Below are 17,495 nucleotides of genomic sequence, written 5' to 3'. Positions count from 1 at the left end.
GAACGGACGCTTCCTTTGTACTCACCCGAGAGAATCTCTCGTGGCTTTCCTCCGGGCGCTTCCCTTCGGTCTTGCGTTTCCGACTCTATCAGATCCTTTCGGGCCTGATTCCCAGTCGGACTGGGATTTCCGGAGGCCTTGGCTTTCGCCGGTCGGCCTTTCGACATTCACTACGTTAGCCGATTCCCTCGTGGACTCATAATCGAGTTCTGCGAGTTCGAATTCAGGCATGCGGACATGACGAATTCGCCCCCGCTTAGGGGTAATCGTAGGTAGTGGTTTAGCCGCTTCCGGCTGCTGACGAACGCAGTACCCGGTTCAAGCGGCTCGGGCTACGTTACGCATCTTCCAAGAGCGAGTCAACTTGAGCGACGCCTTGGGACATGGGCCCGATAGGGGCTCACCGTCGGGTTGTTGGCGGTCCAGAACCGCCACGGGTGGACGTCCCCGTTGCCGCCGTCGCCGGCCACGCCGGTGCGGGGGCCGCTGCGTACCTGGTCGGAGGCCACCGGGGTACCGGAGAGGACTCTCAGCGGTGTCTCGCCGGAGGCACAGGCGTCCGTGCCGTCCAGGGCCCGGTTCACGTCCAGGGCCGTGGCCAGGCGGGCGGGGCCTTTGGCCAGTTCCTTGTCATTTCGGGCCGAGAGTCGACGTTTGCGGGCCAGCTCGGCGCCTTCGAGGACCTCGCCGGCGCGGAGGAGGACCGCACTGGCCGTGCCCTCCGGTCCGCACACCAGGTTCATGCAGAACCACATGCCGTAGGTGAAGTAGACGTACACATGCCCGGGCGGACCGAACATCACGCCGTTGCGGGCCGTGCGTCCACGGTAGGCATGGGAGCCGGGGTCGTTCGGGCCGTCGTACGCCTCGACCTCCGTGAGGCGCAGGGTGATCGGACCGTCCGGAGTCGTCCGTACGAGGATGCGGCCCAGGAGATCGGGGGCGACTTCCAGTACGGGGCGGTCGAAGAACTCTCTCGTGAGTGGCGTACGGTCCGGGAGCGCGATCATGGCGTAGGAGCCTAGTCCAGACGGGTGTGGGCCAAGGGGTGGTCAAGGGTGTCTCTGCTTGCCAGGGTGAAGGCGCGGAACCGACCACGGCCGGATCGCGTTTGTAGGGATCAGGAATCCGCGCGTTGAAGGAGAGACATGGCGTTCAAGAAGCTGCTCGCGAGCCTGGGGGCCGGCGGGGCTTCGGTGGAGACGGTGCTGACCGAGGTCAACGTCGTCCCCGGTGGTGTCGTCCAGGGTGAGGTGCGGATCCAGGGCGGGTCCGTCGACCAGGAGATCGAGGGGCTCTCGGTCGGACTGCAGGCCAAGGTCGAGGTCGAGAGCGGCGACCAGGAGTACAAGCAGGACATCGAGTTCACGAAGGTGCGGCTCGGCGGGGCCTTCGAGCTGAAGGCGGGCGCGGTGCACGCGGTGCCGTTCGGGCTCGAGATCCCGTGGGAGACGCCGATCACGACGATCGACGGTCAGCCGCTGCGCGGGATGAACATCGGGGTCACCACCGAGCTGGAGATCGCGCGTGCCGTGGACTCCGGGGACCTGGACCCGGTCAGCGTGCACCCGCTGCCGGCGCAGAAGGCGATTCTGGACGCCTTCCTCCAGCTGGGCTTCCGTTTCAAGAACGCGGACCTGGAGCGCGGTCACATCCGGGGTACGCGACAGAAGCTGCCGTTCTACCAGGAGATCGAGTTCTTCCCGCCGCAGCAGTACCGGGGGCTGAACCAGGTCGAGTTGAGCTTCGTGGCCGACGAGAGCGTGATGGACGTCATCCTGGAGATGGACAAGAAGCCGGGTCTGTTCAGCGAGGGCAGCGACACCTTCCGCTCCTTCCAGGTGGGTCTGCACGACTACCAGAGCACCGACTGGACCGCGTACCTCAACCAGTGGCTGTCCGAGGTCGGCAGCAAGCGCAACTGGTTCTAGGCTCGGAACCACTGATTCACAGGATCCGATCAGGAGGTACCGAGGTGACCGAGCTCAAGCGGCGGCCGCTCCCCCATGACTTCCACCCGCCCGTGCCGTCGTTCGCGGTGACGAGCGAGGATGTCGCGGAGGGCGCGACGCTCAAGGACGCTCAGGTCTACGCGGCCGGCAACACCTCGCCGCAACTGCGGTGGGAGGGCTTCCCGGCCGAGACCAAGAGCTTCGCCGTGACCTGCTACGACCCCGATGCGCCTACGGGCAGCGGGTTCTGGCACTGGGTGGTGTTCGACATCCCGGCCTCGGTCACCGAGCTGCCGGTGGGTGCGGGCAGCGGCAAGTTCGAGGGGCTGCCGGAGGGTGCCGTACAGGCGCGGAACGACTACGGGTCGAAGGACTTCGGTGGTGCCGCGCCGCCGCCCGGGGACGGGCCGCACCGGTACGTCTTCACGGTGTACGCCGTGGATGAGGAGAAGCTCGGTCCGGATGCCGACGCCTCGCCTGCCTACGTGGGCTTCAACCTGCGGTTCCACGCGATCGCGCGTGCCCAGCTGATCGGTGAGTACGAAGTGCCCGCCGAAGGCTGACGTTCACGGGACGTTTGCCCGCCTCTGGTCTTGGAAGTGATCAGAGGCGGGCATTTTTATTGCGTTGTCCATCTCGGCGTGCCCGGCCAGAGTTGATCCAAGCCCGCCAGGGGGTGGGCCGGTGCGCATGGGAGGTGGGCTGGTAATGCGTGACACGCTGGTACTGAACGCGAGCTTCGAGCCGCTGTCGACGGTGACGTTGAACCGAGCCGTCGTTCTGGTGCTGCAGGACAAGGCCGTTGTCGAGCAGTCCCACCCCGAACTGCGCATGCGCGGAGCCGCGGTCGACATACCGGCGCCCCGGGTGATCAGGCTGTGCAGGTACGTACGGGTGCCGTTCCGAAGACAAGCCCCGTGGTCGCGGCGGGGTGTTCTGGTGAGGGACCGGCACAGGTGCGCGTACTGCGGAAGGCGGGCGACGACCGTGGACCACGTGGTGCCGCGGGCGCAGGGTGGTCAGGACACCTGGCTGAACACGGTGGCCTCGTGCGCCGAGGACAACCACCGCAAGGCGAACCGGACTCCGGACGAGGCGGGTATGCCGCTGTTGCGGCAGCCGTTCGAGCCGACCCCGGCCGACGCGATGCTGCTGTCGCTGGGGCGTGAGGACTTCGGCGCGCTGCCGAACTGGCTGGTTCAGCCGGCGGCGTAGCCCATACGACTCTGGGGCCCACCTCCTGACGGAGGTGGGCCCCAGAGTCGTATGGAAAGGCTTGTCAGTCGATCGACGGCTTCTCACGGCGCTCCGAGCCGCTGTTGCCGGAGTTGCCGCCGCCCCCCGAACCGCCGCCGAAGTTGCCGAAGTTGCCCATCGCGCCGGACAGGCCCTTGAGGGCGTCGCCGATCTCGCTGGGGACGATCCAGAGCTTGTTGGCGTCTCCCTCGGCAATCTTCGGGAGCATCTGGAGGTACTGGTAGGAGAGCAGCTTCTGGTCCGGGTCGCCGGCGTGGATCGCCTCGAAGACCGTGCGGACGGCCTGGGCCTCGCCCTCGGCGCGCAGGGCGGCGGCCTTGGCCTCGCCCTCGGCGCGCAGGATCTGAGACTGCTTCTCACCTTCGGCGGTGAGGATGGCGGCCTGGCGCGTACCTTCCGCGGTGAGGATCGCGGCGCGCTTGTCACGGTCGGCGCGCATCTGCTTCTCCATCGAGTCCTGGATGGAGGTCGGCGGCTCGATCGCCTTGAGCTCGACGCGGTTGACGCGGATGCCCCACTTGCCGGTGGCCTCGTCGAGGACGCCGCGCAGGGCCGCGTTGATCTCCTCGCGGGAGGTCAGGGTCCGCTCCAGGTCCATGCCACCGATGATGTTGCGGAGCGTGGTGACGGTGAGCTGCTCGATCGCCTGGATGTAGCTGGCGACCTCGTACGTCGCGGCCCGGGCATCCGTGACCTGGTAGTAGATGACCGTGTCGATGTTGACGACCAGGTTGTCCTGGGTGATCACCGGCTGCGGCGGGAACGGTACGACCTGTTCACGCAGGTCGATGCGGTTGCGGATGGTGTCGATGAACGGGACGACGATGTTGAGGCCCGCGTTGAGTGTTCGCGTGTAGCGGCCGAACCGCTCCACGATGGCGGCGCTCGCCTGTGGGATGACCTGGATCGTCTTGATCAGGGCGATGAAGACCAACACCACCAGGATGATCAAGACGATGATGACCGGTTCCATCGTGCTCCCCGTACCCTTCTCCGCCTCGGCGCTTTCGGAAGATCTTATGGTTGTTGAAGATCTTGCTGGTCGAGTCTGTCAGACCGTCGTGCAACTCGCAGTGCCTTCGGTTCAGTTGCATCCTGCGAGGTCACATGACGATCGCCGTGGCTCCCTCGATGTCCACGACATCGACTTCCTGCCCTACTTCGTAGGCGCGGTCGGTGGCGAGGGAACGGGCCGACCAGACTTCCCCGGCGAGCTTGATCCGGCCGCCGGCGCTGTCGACGCGCTCCAGTACGACGGCCTGCTTGCCCTTCAACGCGTCGATGCCCGTGACGAGTTGGGGACGCTGGGCGCGGTGCCGGACCGCGATGGGCCGTACGACGGCGATGAGGGCCACCGAGACGACGGAGAAGACAAGCACCTGGACGACGATGTCGCCGCCGGCTCCGGCAGCGACCGCGGCGGCGAGAGCGCCCACGGCGAGCATGCCGAATTCCGGCATCGCGGTCACCACGAGCGGGATTCCGAGCGCTGCCGCGCCGACGAGCCACCACACCCATGCGTCGATGTCGTTCACATGGTCATGGTAGGTCCGCGGGACCTGCCTCGGACAGGGCGCAGGGGGGCGGGAACTGGCTTCTTACCCGTGTTTTTGCGGGTACTTCACCTGATCACGACAGGGGCAGGCCCTGTGCGGTCCAGCGGTCGCCGACCTGTTCGACGACGAGCGGGAGGCCGAAGCAGAGCGAGAGGTTGCGGGAGGAGAGTTCGAGCTCCAGCGGGCCGGCGGCGAGGACCTTGCCCTGGCGGATCAGGAGGACGTGCGTGAAGCCGGGGGCGATCTCCTCGACGTGGTGGGTGACCATCAGCATCGAGGGAGCGATCGGGTCGCGGGCGAGGCGGCCGAGACGGCGTACGAGGTCCTCGCGGCCGCCGAGGTCGAGGCCGGCGGCGGGCTCGTCGAGGAGGAGGAGCTCGGGGTCGGTCATCAGGGCCCGGGCGATGAGGGTGCGCTTGCGCTCGCCCTCGGAGAGCGTGCCGAACTTGCGGTCCACGTACTCGGTCATGCCGAGGCGGTCGAGGAAGGCGCGGGCGCGCTGCTCGTCGATGTCCTCGTAGTCCTCGTGCCAGCCGGCTGTCATGCCGTAGGCGGCGGTCAGCACCGTCTGCAGGACGGTCTGGCGCTTGGGGAGCTTGTCGGCCATGGCGATGCCGGCCATGCCGATGCGCGGGCGCAGTTCGAAGACGTCGGTGCCGGGCTTGCCAAGGGTCTCGCCGAGGATGGTGGCGGTGCCCTTGCTGGGGTAGAGGTAGCTGGAAGCGAGGTTCAGGAGGGTGGTCTTGCCGGCGCCGTTGGGGCCGAGGATGACCCAGCGCTCGCCCTCCTTCACCGACCAGGAGACCTGGTCCACCAGAGCCCGGCCCTCGCGGACCACGGATACGTCCTGAAGCTCCAGAACATCGCTCATGAGCGCGTTGTCTCCCCTTGCAGTGTGGCCGGTCTCGGCGTCTCGGCTGTCGCGTGCGCCGGTGGGCGCAGCCCTCAAGGAAATCTACGCCACCGGTCGGCCGCTCCATTCCATCGGTCCGGTCCTTAGGGTGGAGGCATGCTCTCGGAACGACGCTCAGGGCGACTTGCCGCTTGGGGAAATGGTCTTTTGGCCGGACTTGTCTCGCCGGACGACGCCGTGCTCGCGATTGTGGGCGAGGACGCCGTGCACCGGGTGGAGGGGTTGCCGGGTGAGTCGGCAGCCGTCGGTCTCACGCTGGCGCTGGGGCGGCTGCGGTCGCTCGGGGTGACGGGCCTGCGGGTCGCGCTGCCCGCGCCGGGGCATCCGCTGGGGCTGAGCGGCCCGCCGGAGTTCAACGCGCGGGCGATGGAGGCCGAGGAGGCCGTGGTCTGTTACGGCGCCGCGCTCGGGTTGGTGCCGGAGGTGTACGAGGCCGGGCCCGAGGGTGATGTGCATGTCGAGGTCGTGTGGCAGGTGCTGCCGGTGCGGGAGGCTCCGCCTGCCGATGTGCCGTCGCTGGGTGAGGCCGAGCGGGAGCTCGCGGAGGCCTTGCGGGAGGCGACGGAGGTTCTCTCCCGGCTGGATGTGGCCGGGTCGGGGCCGGTGGCCGAGGCGGCGCTCGATGCGTACCGGGCGCGGGCCGAGCGGGGGCGGGAGGTGTTGGCGCCGGGGTATCCGCCGCGGGCGGTGCGGGTGCTGGAACTTGCCCAACGGGTGGGGTTGCTCGTTTCTCTGGCGTACGAGAACGGGCACGGGGCGGCGGTGACGTCCGGGGAGATGGCGGCGCGTTCTCAGGCATTGCGGCCGGTGGAGCGGACGGCTCGGCGGGCGCAGGTCGCGGCGTACAACGCGTATGTGGAGGAGCGGGAGCGCGGGGTTCGGTGAGCGTGTGTTCTGCGGTGCCCGGGGCGGGTGCCGGGCGGGGGTGGGTCTCGCTCGCAGCCTTTGGGCGAGTGCCGCTTCTGCGGGTCGGGAGCCGCCCCAAGCGGCACGACTGCCCGCAGCTACGGCGGCACAGCGACTACCCGTGGCTGGGCCAACCCACGGGCGCGGGGAACTGCGCGACCAGCCCCCACCGGCCCGCAGTCGAAGGACAGCGCTCACCTGCGCAAACATGACGAAGGGCTCCGCAAGTCGCCGTTGACCTGCGGAGCCCCTCGGTGCCTGACCCGACGTCAGTCGTTCGCGCCCGCGTTGCCGAAAGCGGGGTTCAGCAGGGCGATGAGGTTGGCGGTGTTGCCGACCACGTTCACCGGGACGTGCACCGGGACCTGGACGAGGTTGCCCGAGCCGACGCCCGGCGACTTCACGGCCGCGCCGTCGGCACCCGCGTCGGCGACAGCGGCACCGGCAGCGGCACCCGTGGCGATACCGGCAACGGTGAGGGCTACGGCGGCCTTCTTGGCGATGTTCATGAGAAGCGTTCCTCCTGCGTTTGCGTATCCGACCCGGCCGCGGGTCGTGCGCTGATCAACGCGGGAGGGATCCGGAACGGCACGGGAATTCAAGTAGTACTGCCCGTTCGGATCATTCGAGCGACAAGCTGACCGGCCCCCCGGGCGTGCCCGGGAGGCCGAAGTCACTGTCGCCGGGCGACCGGAGTCAGCGGTTGATGCCCAGGTTGCCGAAGGCGGGGTTCAGCACGCCGATGACGTTCACGCTGTTGCCCACCGCGTTCACCGGGACGTGCACCGGGGCCTGGACGAGGTTGCCCGAGACGACACCCGGCGAGCCCACGGCCTTGCCGTCGGCGTGCGCACCGTCGGTGGCGGAAGCCATCCCGGCACCGGCAGCGATCAGTCCGCCGGCCACCATCGTCACGGCCGCTGCCTTCTTCAGGTTCTTCACTTCTGAGCCCTCCCTAGCGATTGCCGCGGCAGTCGCCGCAGCACGCACTGGAGAACGGCGGAGATCGCCGAAGGATGCGCCATCCGGGGGACATTCCCACGACGGTATGAATCTCAGTCCGGAGCGGAACCCTCCGAATTGCCGGCGGATGGCCGAACACCACCGTCATCGCACCCGTTTCAGCCGGCCACACCATGACGAACCGCCCATAGCGCCGCCTGAGTACGGTCCGCCAGGTCGAGCTTCATCAGGATGTTCGAGACATGCGTCTTGACGGTCTTCTCGGAGAGGACCAACGCGCGGGCGATCTCGCGGTTGGAGCGGCCGTCCGCTATCAGCCCGAGCACCTCGCGCTCCCGTTCGGTGAGCGAACCCCCTCTCCCCTGGCCGGAGTTGTTCTCCTCCTGGGACAGCAGGGCGCCCGCGACCTCGGGCTGGAGCAGGATGTGGCCGGCGTGGACGGAGCGGATGGCGCCGGCCAGCGCCTCGGGGTCGACGTCCTTGTAGACGTACCCGGCGGCGCCCGCGCGCAGGGCCGGGACCACCGTGCGCTGTTCGGTGAAGCTGGTGACGATCAGCACGCGCGCGGGGTTGTTCAGTTCGCGGAGTTTGCGCAGCGCGTCGACGCCGTCCATACCCGGCATCTTGACGTCCATGAGGACGACGTCGGGTTTCAGTTCCTCGGCGCGGGCCACGCCCTCGGCACCGTCGGCGGCCTCGCCCACGACCTCGATGTCGTCCTGCACTTCGAGGAAGGTGCGCAGTCCCCGGCGGACCACCTGGTGGTCGTCGACGAGGAGCACCTTGATTGTGTCACCCACCGGGGACCTCCATCTCGATCGTGGTGCCCTTGCCGGGCGCCGATTCCACGGTCAGCGTGCCGCCGACGCCGCTCGTCCGGTCCCGCATGGAGACCAGGCCCAGGTGGCGTCCTGCGCGGCGTATCCCTTGCGGGTCGAAGCCGCTGCCGTCGTCCGTCACCCGCAGGACGGCTCCGCCGCCGCGCCGGTCCAGGGTCACGTCGACGTGCTCGGCACCCGCGTGCCGCAGGGCATTGTGCAGGGCTTCCTGGGCGACGCGCAGGACGGCCTCCTCCTGGGCGGCCGGCAGGGCGCGGACGCCGAGGCTCGCGAAGGTCACGCGCGCGCTGTGGGCGCGGTCGAGGACCTGGATCTGGGTGCGGAGGGTGGCGACGAGGCCGTCCTCGTCGAGGGCGGCAGGGCGCAACTCGACGACGGCGGCGCGCAGTTCGTCGGCGGCCTCCGCGGCGAGCACGGCCACCTGCTGCAACTCGCCCTTGGCGCGGGACGGGTCGCGGTCGACCAGGGCGGCGGCCGCCTGTGCGGTCAGGCGCAGGGAGAAGAGCTTCTGGGCCACCGCGTCGTGCAACTCGTGGGCGAGGCGGGAGCGTTCCTCGGCGATCGTGAGCTCGCGGCTGCGTTCGTAGAGCCGGGCGTTGGTGAGTGCGATCGCGGCGTGCTGGGCGAGGATCGTCAGGAGGTCCTCGTCCTCCTGTGTGAAGCCGCAGGCGCCCTCCGGCTTGGGGCAGTTCTTGTTCGCCAGGAAGAGCGCGCCGATGACCTCGTCGCCGTCCCGGATCGGCATGCCCAGGAAGTCGGCCATCTCGGGGTGCGCGGACGGCCAGCCCTCGAAGCGGGGGTCCTTGCGCACGTCGGCGAGGCGCTCCAGGCGGGCCTCCTGCAGCATCGCGGCGAGGATGCCGTGCTGGCGCGGGAGGGGGCCGATGGCCTTCCACTGTTCGTCGCTCACGCCGTCGACCACGAACTGGGCGAACCCTCCGTGGTCGTCGGGGACGCCGAGGGCGGCGTACTGCGCGTCGAGCAGTTCGCGGGCCGAGGCGACGATCGTCTTGAGGACGTCGCGCACCTCGAGGTGCCTGCTCATGGCCAGCAGCGCGGAACTCACCGCGGCGAGGCCGGACCGGGGGCCTTGACTCATGCCCTCACGGTACCGGCGGGGTGTGACAGTCCGTATCGGACCTGTGGCGGCCGTGGCCTGGGCCGGAGGACCTAGGGCGAAGGGCCTCGCCTCTTTCCGGCCCGCGTCCGAGGCGGCGGGGGCGGCCCGGTTCCTACGTTGGGGGCACGCCGATCAGGTGGCGGCTGGGAACGAGGGGACGTGTCATGTCGGTAGCGATCATCACGGGGGCCTCGAAGGGGCTGGGGCGGGCGCTGGCCGAGGCGCTGGCCGCGCGGGGCTGGGATCTGGTGCTCGACGCCAGAACGCCGCAGGCACTCCTGGAGACGGCGGAGTGGCTCGAGGCGCACGGGACGCGCGTGACGGCCCTGCCGGGGGACGTCACGGATGCCGGGCACCGAAGCGAGCTGGTGGCGGCGGCGTGGAAGCTCGGCGGGGTCGACCTGGTGGTGAACAACGCGAGCGCGCTGGGCGCCGAGCCGCTGGTCCGGCTGGACGGACTGCCCCTGGAGGGGCTGCGGCGGGCGCTGGAGGTGAACGTGGTGGCCGCGCTGGGCCTGGTCCAGGAGGCGCTGCCGCTGCTGCGGGCGTCCGAGGCGGGCACAGTGATCGCGGTCAGCTCGGACGCGGCCGCCGAGGCGTACGAGACGTGGGGCGGCTACGGGGCGTCCAAGGCCGCCCTGGACCACCTCGCGGCGGTGCTGGGCGAGGAGGAGCCCGGGCTGCGGGTCTGGGCGGTGGACCCCGGGGACATGGCGACGGACCTGTACGCGGCGGCCGTACCGGACGACAGGGACCCGCGGCCGGAGCCGGCCGGCGTGGTGCCGGCCTTCCTGCGGCTGCTGGACGAGCGTCCGGCCAGCGGACGCTACGGGGCGCCGTCCCTGCTGGAGGAGCGATGACGCTCGCCGTGAGGGTGCCCGAGGAGCTGTCGGCGCGGGTGCCGGCCGAGCAGCGTGGGCCGGGGCTGGACCGGGACGCCGTACGGCTGCTGGTGTCGCGGGGCACGGCGGTGTCGCACCACGCCTTCGGCGAGCTGCCCCGGCTGCTGCGGGCGGGGGACCTGCTGGTCGTCAACACGTCTCCCACGCTGGCTGCCGCCGTCGACGGGCGGATCGGGCACGCGCGCGTGGTGGTGCACTTCTCCACGCGCGGGGACGACGGGCGGTGGGCGGTCGAGCTGCGGGATCCCGACGAGCGGGGCACCACGCGTGCGCGTGCGGGCGAACCAGTGGGGACCGAGGTGCGGCTGTCCGGGGGCGTGCGGCTGGTTCTGGAGGAGCCGGTGAACCCGGGGAGCGGACGGCTGTGGTGGGCGCGCGTCCCGGCGACGGGGGTGCTCGGGCTGCTGCGGGAGCACGGGCGGCCCATTCGTTACTCCTATACGGAACGGGACCAGCCGTTGTCCGTGTACCAGACGGTGTTCGCGCTGCCGTCGTCCGACGGGTCGGGCAGCGCGGAGATGCCGAGTGCGGCGCGGCCCTTCACCGCGCGGCTGGTGGCGGAGCTGGTGAGCCGGGGCGTGCAGTTCGCGCCGGTCACACTGCACACCGGGGTGGCCTCGGCGGAGGCGCACGAGCCGCCGTATCCGGAGAGGTTCGCGGTGCCGGAGGCGTCGGCGCGGCTGATCAATGCCGTGAAGGCCGGGGACGGGCGGGTCGTGGCGGTGGGGACGACGGCGGTGCGGGCCGTGGAGTCGGCGGCCGGGTGCGACGGCGTCGTACACGCGCGTGAAGGGTGGACCGATCTCGTCGTCACTCCGGAGCGTGGCGTGCGCGTGGTGGACGGGCTGCTGACCGGGCTGCACGAGCCGGAGGCCTCGCATCTGCTGATGCTGGAGGCGGTGGCCGGGCGGGCGGCGATCGACCGCGGGTACGACGAGGCGCTGCGCGGGCTCTACCTGTGGCACGAGTTCGGGGACGTACACCTCGTCCTTCCGGAGGAGAACCCTCACACAGAGCATTGCTTCAGCAACTGCTGGTGAGACTGTTACGCCGCCGATGTGAGCCCGCACATAGGGCGCAGATCACCTACTAGAAGAAATAGGAGACACGGGCTTCCCTCATGAACGGGGCAGACCTTCCAGTCTGTCCCGTTTTGGTATCCCCCGGTCCACTACCCGGGATCGTACGTCACACCTTTGCCTGGGCATTTTGCGGCCGCTAAGAATGGCTCCCGTCGCTCAGCGCCGCGGGTTCCGCCCGCGGCGTTTGTGCCGGAAGCACCCGTGTCCCCACCGGACAGCGAGCGACCTCCGCGCTATTCGAAGAGGTCCACCCGCCATGCCCAAGAACTCCACCACGCCTGGCCATAGTCGTGCGCTGACCAAGCGCCACAAGATCGCGATCGCCGGTGTCGCCACGCTCGGCGCCGCCGCCGTCGCGTTCACCGCGGTTCCGGGCAACGCACAGACGACCACGTCCGAGGCGGCCGCCGCTCCGGCGGCGTACAGCTCCGAGCAGCTCAAGGGCCTCCGGGCGAGCGCCAGCGAGCAGCTCGCCGAGGCCAGCCTGCAGGGCAAGGCCGCCGAGGCGAAGGAGAAGGCCGCGGCTGCGGCCAGGGCCAAGGCGGACGCCAAGGCCAAGGCGGAGGCTGCCGCGAAGAAGAAGGCCGCCGAGGCCGCCGCCGCGAAGAAGGCCGCGGCCGAGCGCAAGGCGAAGGAGGCCGCGAGCCGGTCCGCGCAGCGCACCAAGGTCAAGGCCGTCGCCGCGAAGACCTACAGCAACAACCTCGACGGCTGGATCAAGGAGTCCCTGGACATCATGAAGTCCAAGGGCATCCCGGGCACCTACAACGGCCTGTACCGCAACATCATGCGGGAGTCCTCGGGCAACCCGAACGCCATCAACGGCTGGGACGTCAACGCCATCAATGGCACGCCGTCGATCGGCCTGCTCCAGGTCATCAAGCCGACCTTCAACGCGTACCACGTCGCCGGCACGGCCTGGAGCCAGTACGACCCGGTCGCCAACATCACGGCCGCGGCCAACTACGCGGCCGACAAGTACGGCTCGATCGACAACGTCAACGGCGCGTACTGAGGTCGGCGCGGACCTCTTTGCGTGAGCGCCGAAGGGCGGCACCCCATCAGGGGCGCCGCCCTTCGGGTCGTACGGCAGTCATCACTTGCGCATGACCTCGGGCTCGTGGCGGCGCAGGAAGCGGGCCACGAAGAAGCCGCAGATCACGCCGAGGACGACCAGGGCGGCGATGTCCATGCCCCAGGCGCCGACGGTGTGCTCCCACAGCGGGTCGTTGCTGCCGCCCTTCTCGGGCGGGCTGATCTTGTTGAAGTCCAGCGTGGCGCCCGCGGCACCGACCGCCCAGCGGGACGGCATGAGGTACGAGAACTGGTTGACGCCGACCGCGCCGTTCAGGGTGAACAGGCAGCCGGTGAACACGACCTGGATGATCGCGAACATGACCAGCAGCGGCATGGTCTTCTCGGCCGTCTTCACGACCGCGGAGATGATCAGGCCGAACATCATCGAGGTGAAGCCCAGCGCCATGATCGGGATGGCGAGCTCGAGCAGGATCACATTGCCGAAGACCAGGCCCTGCTGCGGGATCTCCCGGCTCGCGAAGCCGATGAGACCGACCATCAGGCCCTGCAGCACGGTGATCACACCGAGCACGAACACCTTGGACATCAGGTACGCGGAACGCGACAGGCCGGTCGCGCGCTCCCGCTCGTAGATGACCCGTTCCTTGATCAGCTCACGGACGGAGTTCGCGGCGCCGGAGAAGCAGGCGCCGACCGCGAGGATCAGCAGGACCGTGGTGGCCGTGCCGTTCGGGATGATCTGGCCGGTCTTCGGGTTGGCCGGGTTGGGCAGCAGACTGTTGCCCGAGTCGATCAGGAGGCTCACCGCGCCGAGAACGGCCGGCAGGATCACCGTCAGGGCCAGGAAGCCCTTGTCGGAGGCGATCACCGAGACGTAGCGGCGCACCAGCGTGACGAACTGGGACATCCAGCCCTGTGGCTTCGGCGGCTTCATCGCCTGCATCGGCGGCAGCTGTACGGACTGCGCGGCAACGGCGTCGATGTCCGCGGCGTACATCTGGTAGTGCTGCGAGCCCTTCCAGCGGCCCGCCCAGTCGTAGTCGCGGTAGTTCTCGAAGGCGGAGAAGACGTCGGCCCAGGTGTCGTAGCCGAAGAAGTTCAGGGCCTCCTCGGGCGGGCCGAAGTACGCCACGGCACCACCCGGCGCCATCACGAGCAGCTTGTCGCACAGTGCCAGCTCGGCCACGGAGTGGGTGACGACGAGGACGGTGCGGCCGTCGTCGGCGAGGCCGCGCAGCAGCTGCATGACGTCGCGGTCCATGCCCGGGTCGAGGCCGGAGGTCGGCTCGTCCAGGAAGATCAGCGACGGCTTGGTGAGGAGCTCCAGGGCCACCGAGACGCGCTTGCGCTGGCCGCCGGAGAGGGAGGTGACCTTCTTCTCCTTGTGGATGTCGAGCTTCAGCTCGCGCAGCACCTCGTCTATGCGGGACTCGCGCTCGGCGCCCGTGGTGTCGGCCGGGAAGCGCAGCTTGGCCGCGTACTTGAGGGCCTTCTTGACGGTCAGTTCCTTGTGCAGGATGTCGTCCTGCGGGACCAGACCGATGCGCTGGCGCAGCTCGGCGAACTGCTTGTACAGGTTGCGGTTGTCGTAGAGGACGTCGCCCTGGTTGGCGGGCCGGTAGCCCGTCAGCGCCTTGAGCAGGGTCGACTTGCCGGAGCCGGACGGGCCGATGACCGCGACCAGCGACTTCTCCGGGACACCGAAGGAGACGTCCTTGAGGATCTGCTTGCCGCCGTCGACCGTGACGGTCAGATGGCGGGCCGAGAAGGAGATCTCACCGGTGTCGACGAACTCCTCGAGACGGTCGCCGACCAGGCGGAACGTGGAGTGGCCGACGCCGACGATGTCGTTCGGGCCGAGCAGCTGCGTGCCGCCCTTGGGGATCGGCTGGCCGTTGACGTATGTGCCGTTGTGCGAGCCCAGGTCGCGGATCTCGAAGCGGCTGTCGGGCGTCGCGTGGAACTCGGCGTGGTTGCGCGAGACCTGCAGGTCGGAGACGACCAGGTCGTTCTCCAGGGCGCGGCCGATGCGCATGACGCGGCCGAGCGAGAACTGGTGGAACGTGGTCGGGCTGCGGTCGCCGTAGACCGGCGGCGCCCCCGCGCCGACGCCGGGCCCGTGCTGCTGCGGGATCTGCGGAGCGGCCTGCTGAGGCTTCTGCCAGTCCGCCTGCGGTGCCTGCTGCTGCGGCGGCGCCTGCTGGGCCCAGCCGGGGTTCGCGCCCTGTGCGGCGTACGGCTGCTGCTGGGGCTGTGCGACCGCGGCCGCGGCGCCGGAGAGGTTCAGCAGCGGTCCGTCGGCGGCGTTGCCGAGGTGGACGGCCGAACCCGGGCCGATCTCCATCTGATGGATCCGCTGGCCCTGCACGAACGTTCCGTTGGTGCTGCCATGGTCCTCGATGGCCCAACTGCGGCCCCCCCAGCTGATCGTGGCGTGACGCCAGGACACCCTGGCGTCGTCGAACACGATGTCCCCCTGCGGATCGCGTCCGAGGGTGTATGGCCTGGACGGGTCGAGCGTCCAGGTACGTCCATTGGATTCCAGTACGAGTTCCGGCACTCCATACCCCATGAGTAGTCCCCCGAGTTACCCCCAACACAGGGAGTCTAGGGATGTCGAACATCGTCGGGAACTATTTCAGTCTCCACCCCCTGACCGAAAGTTGAGCCCTCCGAAGACCACGTACGCACGCTTCGCCCGGTTCCGTTGACGGGGTTGAAACCGACCCGGAGAGTGGTAATCCACGCCAGGGGGACACGCGCGGCGGTCGGCCGCGCCGCGGATCGGGGGGTCTGCCATGAGTGCGTCCATGAGCGTCGGAACGACGAAGCAGGGCACGAGGCTGCCGTGGGGAGACATCCTGCTGTCCGCGATCGCCTCCGTGAGCTGGGCGTTGATCGGGATGGCGGGCACGGCGGCGCTCGGCCTGCACCTGCTGGAGGCGGACACGGCGAGCTCGCTGGGGCCGATGACCGCGGCGGTGGTGGCCCTTGGGGCGGGTGGTTCCGTCACCCCGTCCGGAGATGTGTCCGCATTCGGTCTCACGGGCGCGGAGGCGGCGACCGCCATCGAGATCACGCCACTGGGCGTGAGCCTGGTCGGCGCGGTGCTTTTGTCCTGGTTCTTCCTACGGTCCCTGCGGGGGGCCGGAGTTGAGATCGCGCGGTCCGAACTCCTCGCGCGCGCGGGTGCGGTGGTCGCCCTGTTCACGGCGATGCTGGGCGGGCTGGCCTGGGCGGGGCACGACGTCATCACGATCGACGGGAGCGCGCTGGGGCTCGACGACCTGCCCGGCGGGGGCGGGAGCGGCATCGAGATTCCCGGCGTCGGCGACATCGGGGGGCTGCTGCCCGACCAGATCGGCGGCCTCATCGACGCGAAGGCGGCGGTGGGCTTCACGGTCGACACGGCACCGACACTGCTCGGCGGGCTCGGCTGGTCGGCCGGGATCCTGCTGATCGCCCTGCTGGCGTCACGTCGGACTCCCCTGCCGAGCGGCTGGGAGGCCGTGCACCGGGTGGTACGGCCGGCCGCGTCCGCCCTCGTGACGGTGCTGCTGGTGGCGGTGGCCGCCGGGTTCGCGGCGGCGGGGTTCGCGGCGATCAGCGACGACAATCCCAAGCGGATCGCGGGCGCGGCCCTGCTGGGCGCGCCGAACGGGGTGTGGCTGGGCATTCCCATCGGCCTGTTCGTGCCGTTCGACGGCAGGGCGACCGGGGTGCTGACGAACTTCCTGCCGGATCCGCTGGACGACCTGCTGAACTCCGACTCCGACCAGTCCGTGACGCTGGGGCGGCTGGCGGACCTCGACGGGCGGGTGTGGCTGCTGGGTGTCGCGGCGGCGATGATGATGCTGCTCGCGGGGGTGCTGACGGCGGTACGGACACCCGGGGAGGTGACCGGTGGTGTCGTACGGGATCCGGGCGCCCTCGGTTTCGCCGGGCGCTGTGCGCTGCGGCTGGGGATCGCGACCGCGTTGACCTTGCCGCTGCTCGCGTGGCTGACGGAGCTGTCCGTGGACGCCTCACTGTCCGTGCTGGGCTTCGACGCGTTCGGGGCGGGGATCAAGCTGAACGGGAACCTCGGCATGGCGCTGCTCCTCGGCGCCGTGTGGGGCGCGGGTGCGGGGGCCGCCGGGGCGTTGCTGGCGCGCGCGACCGGGGCGGCGGGGCAGCGGGCTGCGCCGCTGGCACTCGGTGACGTGGCGGGGGCGGCGGGGGCCGGGGTGCCCCGGCCGGCGAGCGTGGGAGGCGCTGGGCAGCCGTACTACGCGCGGGAGAGCGGCGGGGGCGGCGGAGGCGGGGCTGGGGCCCACCCGGGGGAGACCGGGTCCAGGGCCGGCCCGTACGCCGGTGAGTCCGGGCCATACGCGGGCGGGAGCGGGCAGCACACGGGCGGGACCGGGCAGCACACGGGCGGGACCGGGCCATACGCGCCCGGTGCGCCGTACCGGGCGCCGAACCCGGCCACCAATCCGTATCTGCAGGTACCGGAAGAGCTGCGGGAACCGGAGGACGCGCGGCCGGGCAGCGGAATCCCGCCTGCCCGAGGGCCGCGGTCGCCCGGCGGGAATCGGCCGGATCAGGGCGCAGGGCCGTCCGGGGGCACATGGCCACGGCGTGCGGCACCCCCGCCCGAAGACGCTGAACCGTCCGGCGAGGCGGGGCGGTCCGGCGACGCGGGGCGGTCCGGCGACGCGGGGCGGTCCGGCGACGCGCCACCGGGCAACGACGTGTACGGCGCGCCCACGATGGCCCAGCCGATCGAGCCGCCGCCCCGGTCGCCGCAGCAGCCCCCACGGGGGCGGCGCGGCAACCGGCGACCGTCCTCACCGGACGACGGGCCACCGCCACCACCGCCTCCCCCGCCGCCCCCGCCGCCCCCGGGGAAGCCGAAGGGTCGCCGCTGATCGGCACAGTTCGGCACGCATCAACACGGCTCGGCACACCTCGGTACGACCCGGTAC

17 protein-coding genes are annotated in these 17,495 nt (G+C 70.1%); 8 read left to right on the top strand and 9 right to left on the bottom strand.

The genetic code is table 11. The annotated features are described in order from the left end of the window. Positions 1–359 precede the first annotated feature (359 nt). A complete protein-coding gene (locus tag IG08_RS0135925) occupies positions 360–1,010 on the bottom strand; it encodes a DNA-3-methyladenine glycosylase (RefSeq protein ID WP_030612632.1) in 651 nt (216 codons plus the stop codon). A 138-nt stretch (positions 1,011–1,148) separates the two neighbouring features. Between IG08_RS0135925 and IG08_RS0135920 the strand changes: the two genes are divergently transcribed. The 3 genes from IG08_RS0135920 to IG08_RS0135910 all read left to right on the top strand — a co-directional run bounded on the left by IG08_RS0135920 (position 1,149) and on the right by IG08_RS0135910 (position 3,167). Beyond that, the gene (locus IG08_RS0135920; protein WP_030612631.1) at positions 1,149–1,931 is read left to right on the top strand and encodes a sporulation protein; all 783 of its coding nucleotides are present in this window, start codon (positions 1,149–1,151) and stop codon (positions 1,929–1,931) included. Between the two features lie 44 nt (positions 1,932–1,975). Continuing rightward, positions 1,976–2,515 carry a YbhB/YbcL family Raf kinase inhibitor-like protein gene (locus IG08_RS0135915; RefSeq protein WP_030612630.1) on the top strand — a complete coding sequence of 180 codons (540 nt, stop codon included), beginning with the start codon at positions 1,976–1,978 and terminating at the stop codon, positions 2,513–2,515. Positions 2,516–2,660: 145 nt separating this feature from the next. After that, complete coding sequence (locus IG08_RS0135910) at positions 2,661–3,167, top strand: HNH endonuclease (protein WP_030612629.1); 507 nt, start codon at positions 2,661–2,663, stop codon at positions 3,165–3,167. Positions 3,168–3,231: 64 nt separating this feature from the next. Here IG08_RS0135910 and IG08_RS0135905 read toward each other — a convergent pair whose 3' ends face one another. The 3 genes from IG08_RS0135905 to IG08_RS0135895 all read right to left on the bottom strand — a co-directional run bounded on the left by IG08_RS0135905 (position 3,232) and on the right by IG08_RS0135895 (position 5,636). Further along, entirely contained in the window at positions 3,232–4,182 is a 951-nt protein-coding gene (locus IG08_RS0135905) for an SPFH domain-containing protein (protein WP_030612628.1), read from the bottom strand. 130 nt (positions 4,183–4,312) lie between these two features. Further along, complete coding sequence (locus IG08_RS0135900) at positions 4,313–4,744, bottom strand: NfeD family protein (RefSeq protein ID WP_030612627.1); 432 nt, start codon at positions 4,742–4,744, stop codon at positions 4,313–4,315. A gap of 94 nt (positions 4,745–4,838) precedes the next feature. Next, positions 4,839–5,636, bottom strand: a complete 798-nt coding sequence (locus IG08_RS0135895) for an ABC transporter ATP-binding protein (protein WP_030612626.1) — start codon at positions 5,634–5,636, stop codon at positions 4,839–4,841. Between the two features lie 138 nt (positions 5,637–5,774). Between IG08_RS0135895 and IG08_RS0135890 the strand changes: the two genes are divergently transcribed. Further along, the gene (locus IG08_RS0135890; protein ID WP_078655877.1) at positions 5,775–6,563 is read left to right on the top strand and encodes a hypothetical protein; all 789 of its coding nucleotides are present in this window, start codon (positions 5,775–5,777) and stop codon (positions 6,561–6,563) included. Positions 6,564–6,853: 290 nt separating this feature from the next. Here the strand turns inward: IG08_RS0135890 and IG08_RS0135885 are convergent, their stop codons facing one another. The 4 genes from IG08_RS0135885 to IG08_RS0135870 all read right to left on the bottom strand — a co-directional run bounded on the left by IG08_RS0135885 (position 6,854) and on the right by IG08_RS0135870 (position 9,485). Further along, complete coding sequence (locus tag IG08_RS0135885; protein WP_030612624.1) at positions 6,854–7,093, bottom strand: chaplin family protein; 240 nt, start codon at positions 7,091–7,093, stop codon at positions 6,854–6,856. A 187-nt stretch (positions 7,094–7,280) separates the two neighbouring features. Continuing rightward, complete coding sequence (chpE, locus tag IG08_RS0135880; RefSeq protein WP_030612623.1) at positions 7,281–7,526, bottom strand: chaplin ChpE; 246 nt, start codon at positions 7,524–7,526, stop codon at positions 7,281–7,283. A 179-nt stretch (positions 7,527–7,705) separates the two neighbouring features. Further along, positions 7,706–8,347: a response regulator gene (locus IG08_RS0135875; protein WP_030612622.1), complete on the bottom strand. Its 642-nt coding sequence runs from the start codon at positions 8,345–8,347 to the stop codon at positions 7,706–7,708. Continuing rightward, entirely contained in the window at positions 8,340–9,485 is a 1,146-nt protein-coding gene (locus tag IG08_RS0135870; RefSeq protein WP_030612621.1) for a GAF domain-containing sensor histidine kinase, read from the bottom strand. Before IG08_RS0135870 ends, IG08_RS0135875 begins: the two co-directional genes overlap by 8 nt. Before the next feature lie 185 nt (positions 9,486–9,670). Between IG08_RS0135870 and IG08_RS0135865 the strand changes: the two genes are divergently transcribed. The 3 genes from IG08_RS0135865 (at position 9,671) to IG08_RS0135855 (ending at position 12,505) form a co-directional block, all read left to right on the top strand. Then, positions 9,671–10,366, top strand: coding sequence for an SDR family NAD(P)-dependent oxidoreductase (locus IG08_RS0135865; protein ID WP_030612620.1), 696 nt, complete (start codon positions 9,671–9,673; stop codon positions 10,364–10,366). Beyond that, positions 10,363–11,448: an S-adenosylmethionine:tRNA ribosyltransferase-isomerase gene (locus tag IG08_RS0135860; protein WP_030612619.1), complete on the top strand. Its 1,086-nt coding sequence runs from the start codon at positions 10,363–10,365 to the stop codon at positions 11,446–11,448. Before IG08_RS0135865 ends, IG08_RS0135860 begins: the two co-directional genes overlap by 4 nt. 298 nt (positions 11,449–11,746) lie before the next feature. Then, entirely contained in the window at positions 11,747–12,505 is a 759-nt protein-coding gene (locus IG08_RS0135855; protein WP_030612618.1) for a transglycosylase SLT domain-containing protein, read from the top strand. An 81-nt stretch (positions 12,506–12,586) separates the two neighbouring features. Here the strand turns inward: IG08_RS0135855 and IG08_RS0135850 are convergent, their stop codons facing one another. Continuing rightward, positions 12,587–15,088 carry an ABC transporter ATP-binding protein/permease gene (locus tag IG08_RS0135850; protein ID WP_030612617.1) on the bottom strand — a complete coding sequence of 834 codons (2,502 nt, stop codon included), beginning with the start codon at positions 15,086–15,088 and terminating at the stop codon, positions 12,587–12,589. Positions 15,089–15,338: 250 nt separating this feature from the next. Here IG08_RS0135850 and IG08_RS0135845 point away from each other — a divergent pair, with 250 nt between their 5' ends. Further along, complete coding sequence (locus tag IG08_RS0135845; protein WP_043456082.1) at positions 15,339–17,438, top strand: streptophobe family protein; 2,100 nt, start codon at positions 15,339–15,341, stop codon at positions 17,436–17,438. The last annotated feature ends 57 nt before the right edge of the window (positions 17,439–17,495 follow it).

The organism is Streptomyces fulvoviolaceus (genome assembly GCF_000718165.1).
GTDB lineage: Bacteria > Actinomycetota > Actinomycetes > Streptomycetales > Streptomycetaceae > Streptomyces > Streptomyces fulvoviolaceus.
Note: the sequence above shows the minus strand (reverse complement) of the source record. Positions and strands in the feature narration are given on the sequence as shown.

Bases quoted from the DNA above. Each gene is read 5' to 3' on its own strand.
- IG08_RS0135925 (WP_030612632.1), bottom strand. From the start codon at position 1,010: ATGATCGCGCTCCCGGACCGTACGCCACTCACGAGAGAGTTCTTCGAC.
- IG08_RS0135920 (WP_030612631.1), top strand. From the start codon at position 1,149: ATGGCGTTCAAGAAGCTGCTCGCGAGCCTGGGGGCCGGCGGGGCTTCG.
- IG08_RS0135910 (WP_030612629.1), top strand. From the start codon at position 2,661: ATGCGTGACACGCTGGTACTGAACGCGAGCTTCGAGCCGCTGTCGACG.
- IG08_RS0135905 (WP_030612628.1), bottom strand. From the start codon at position 4,182: ATGGAACCGGTCATCATCGTCTTGATCATCCTGGTGGTGTTGGTCTTC.
- IG08_RS0135895 (WP_030612626.1), bottom strand. From the start codon at position 5,636: ATGAGCGATGTTCTGGAGCTTCAGGACGTATCCGTGGTCCGCGAGGGC.
- IG08_RS0135890 (WP_078655877.1), top strand. From the start codon at position 5,775: ATGCTCTCGGAACGACGCTCAGGGCGACTTGCCGCTTGGGGAAATGGT.
- IG08_RS0135885 (WP_030612624.1), bottom strand. From the start codon at position 7,093: ATGAACATCGCCAAGAAGGCCGCCGTAGCCCTCACCGTTGCCGGTATC.
- IG08_RS0135870 (WP_030612621.1), bottom strand. From the start codon at position 9,485: ATGAGTCAAGGCCCCCGGTCCGGCCTCGCCGCGGTGAGTTCCGCGCTG.
- IG08_RS0135865 (WP_030612620.1), top strand. From the start codon at position 9,671: ATGTCGGTAGCGATCATCACGGGGGCCTCGAAGGGGCTGGGGCGGGCG.
- IG08_RS0135860 (WP_030612619.1), top strand. From the start codon at position 10,363: ATGACGCTCGCCGTGAGGGTGCCCGAGGAGCTGTCGGCGCGGGTGCCG.
- IG08_RS0135855 (WP_030612618.1), top strand. From the start codon at position 11,747: ATGCCCAAGAACTCCACCACGCCTGGCCATAGTCGTGCGCTGACCAAG.
- IG08_RS0135845 (WP_043456082.1), top strand. From the start codon at position 15,339: ATGAGCGTCGGAACGACGAAGCAGGGCACGAGGCTGCCGTGGGGAGAC.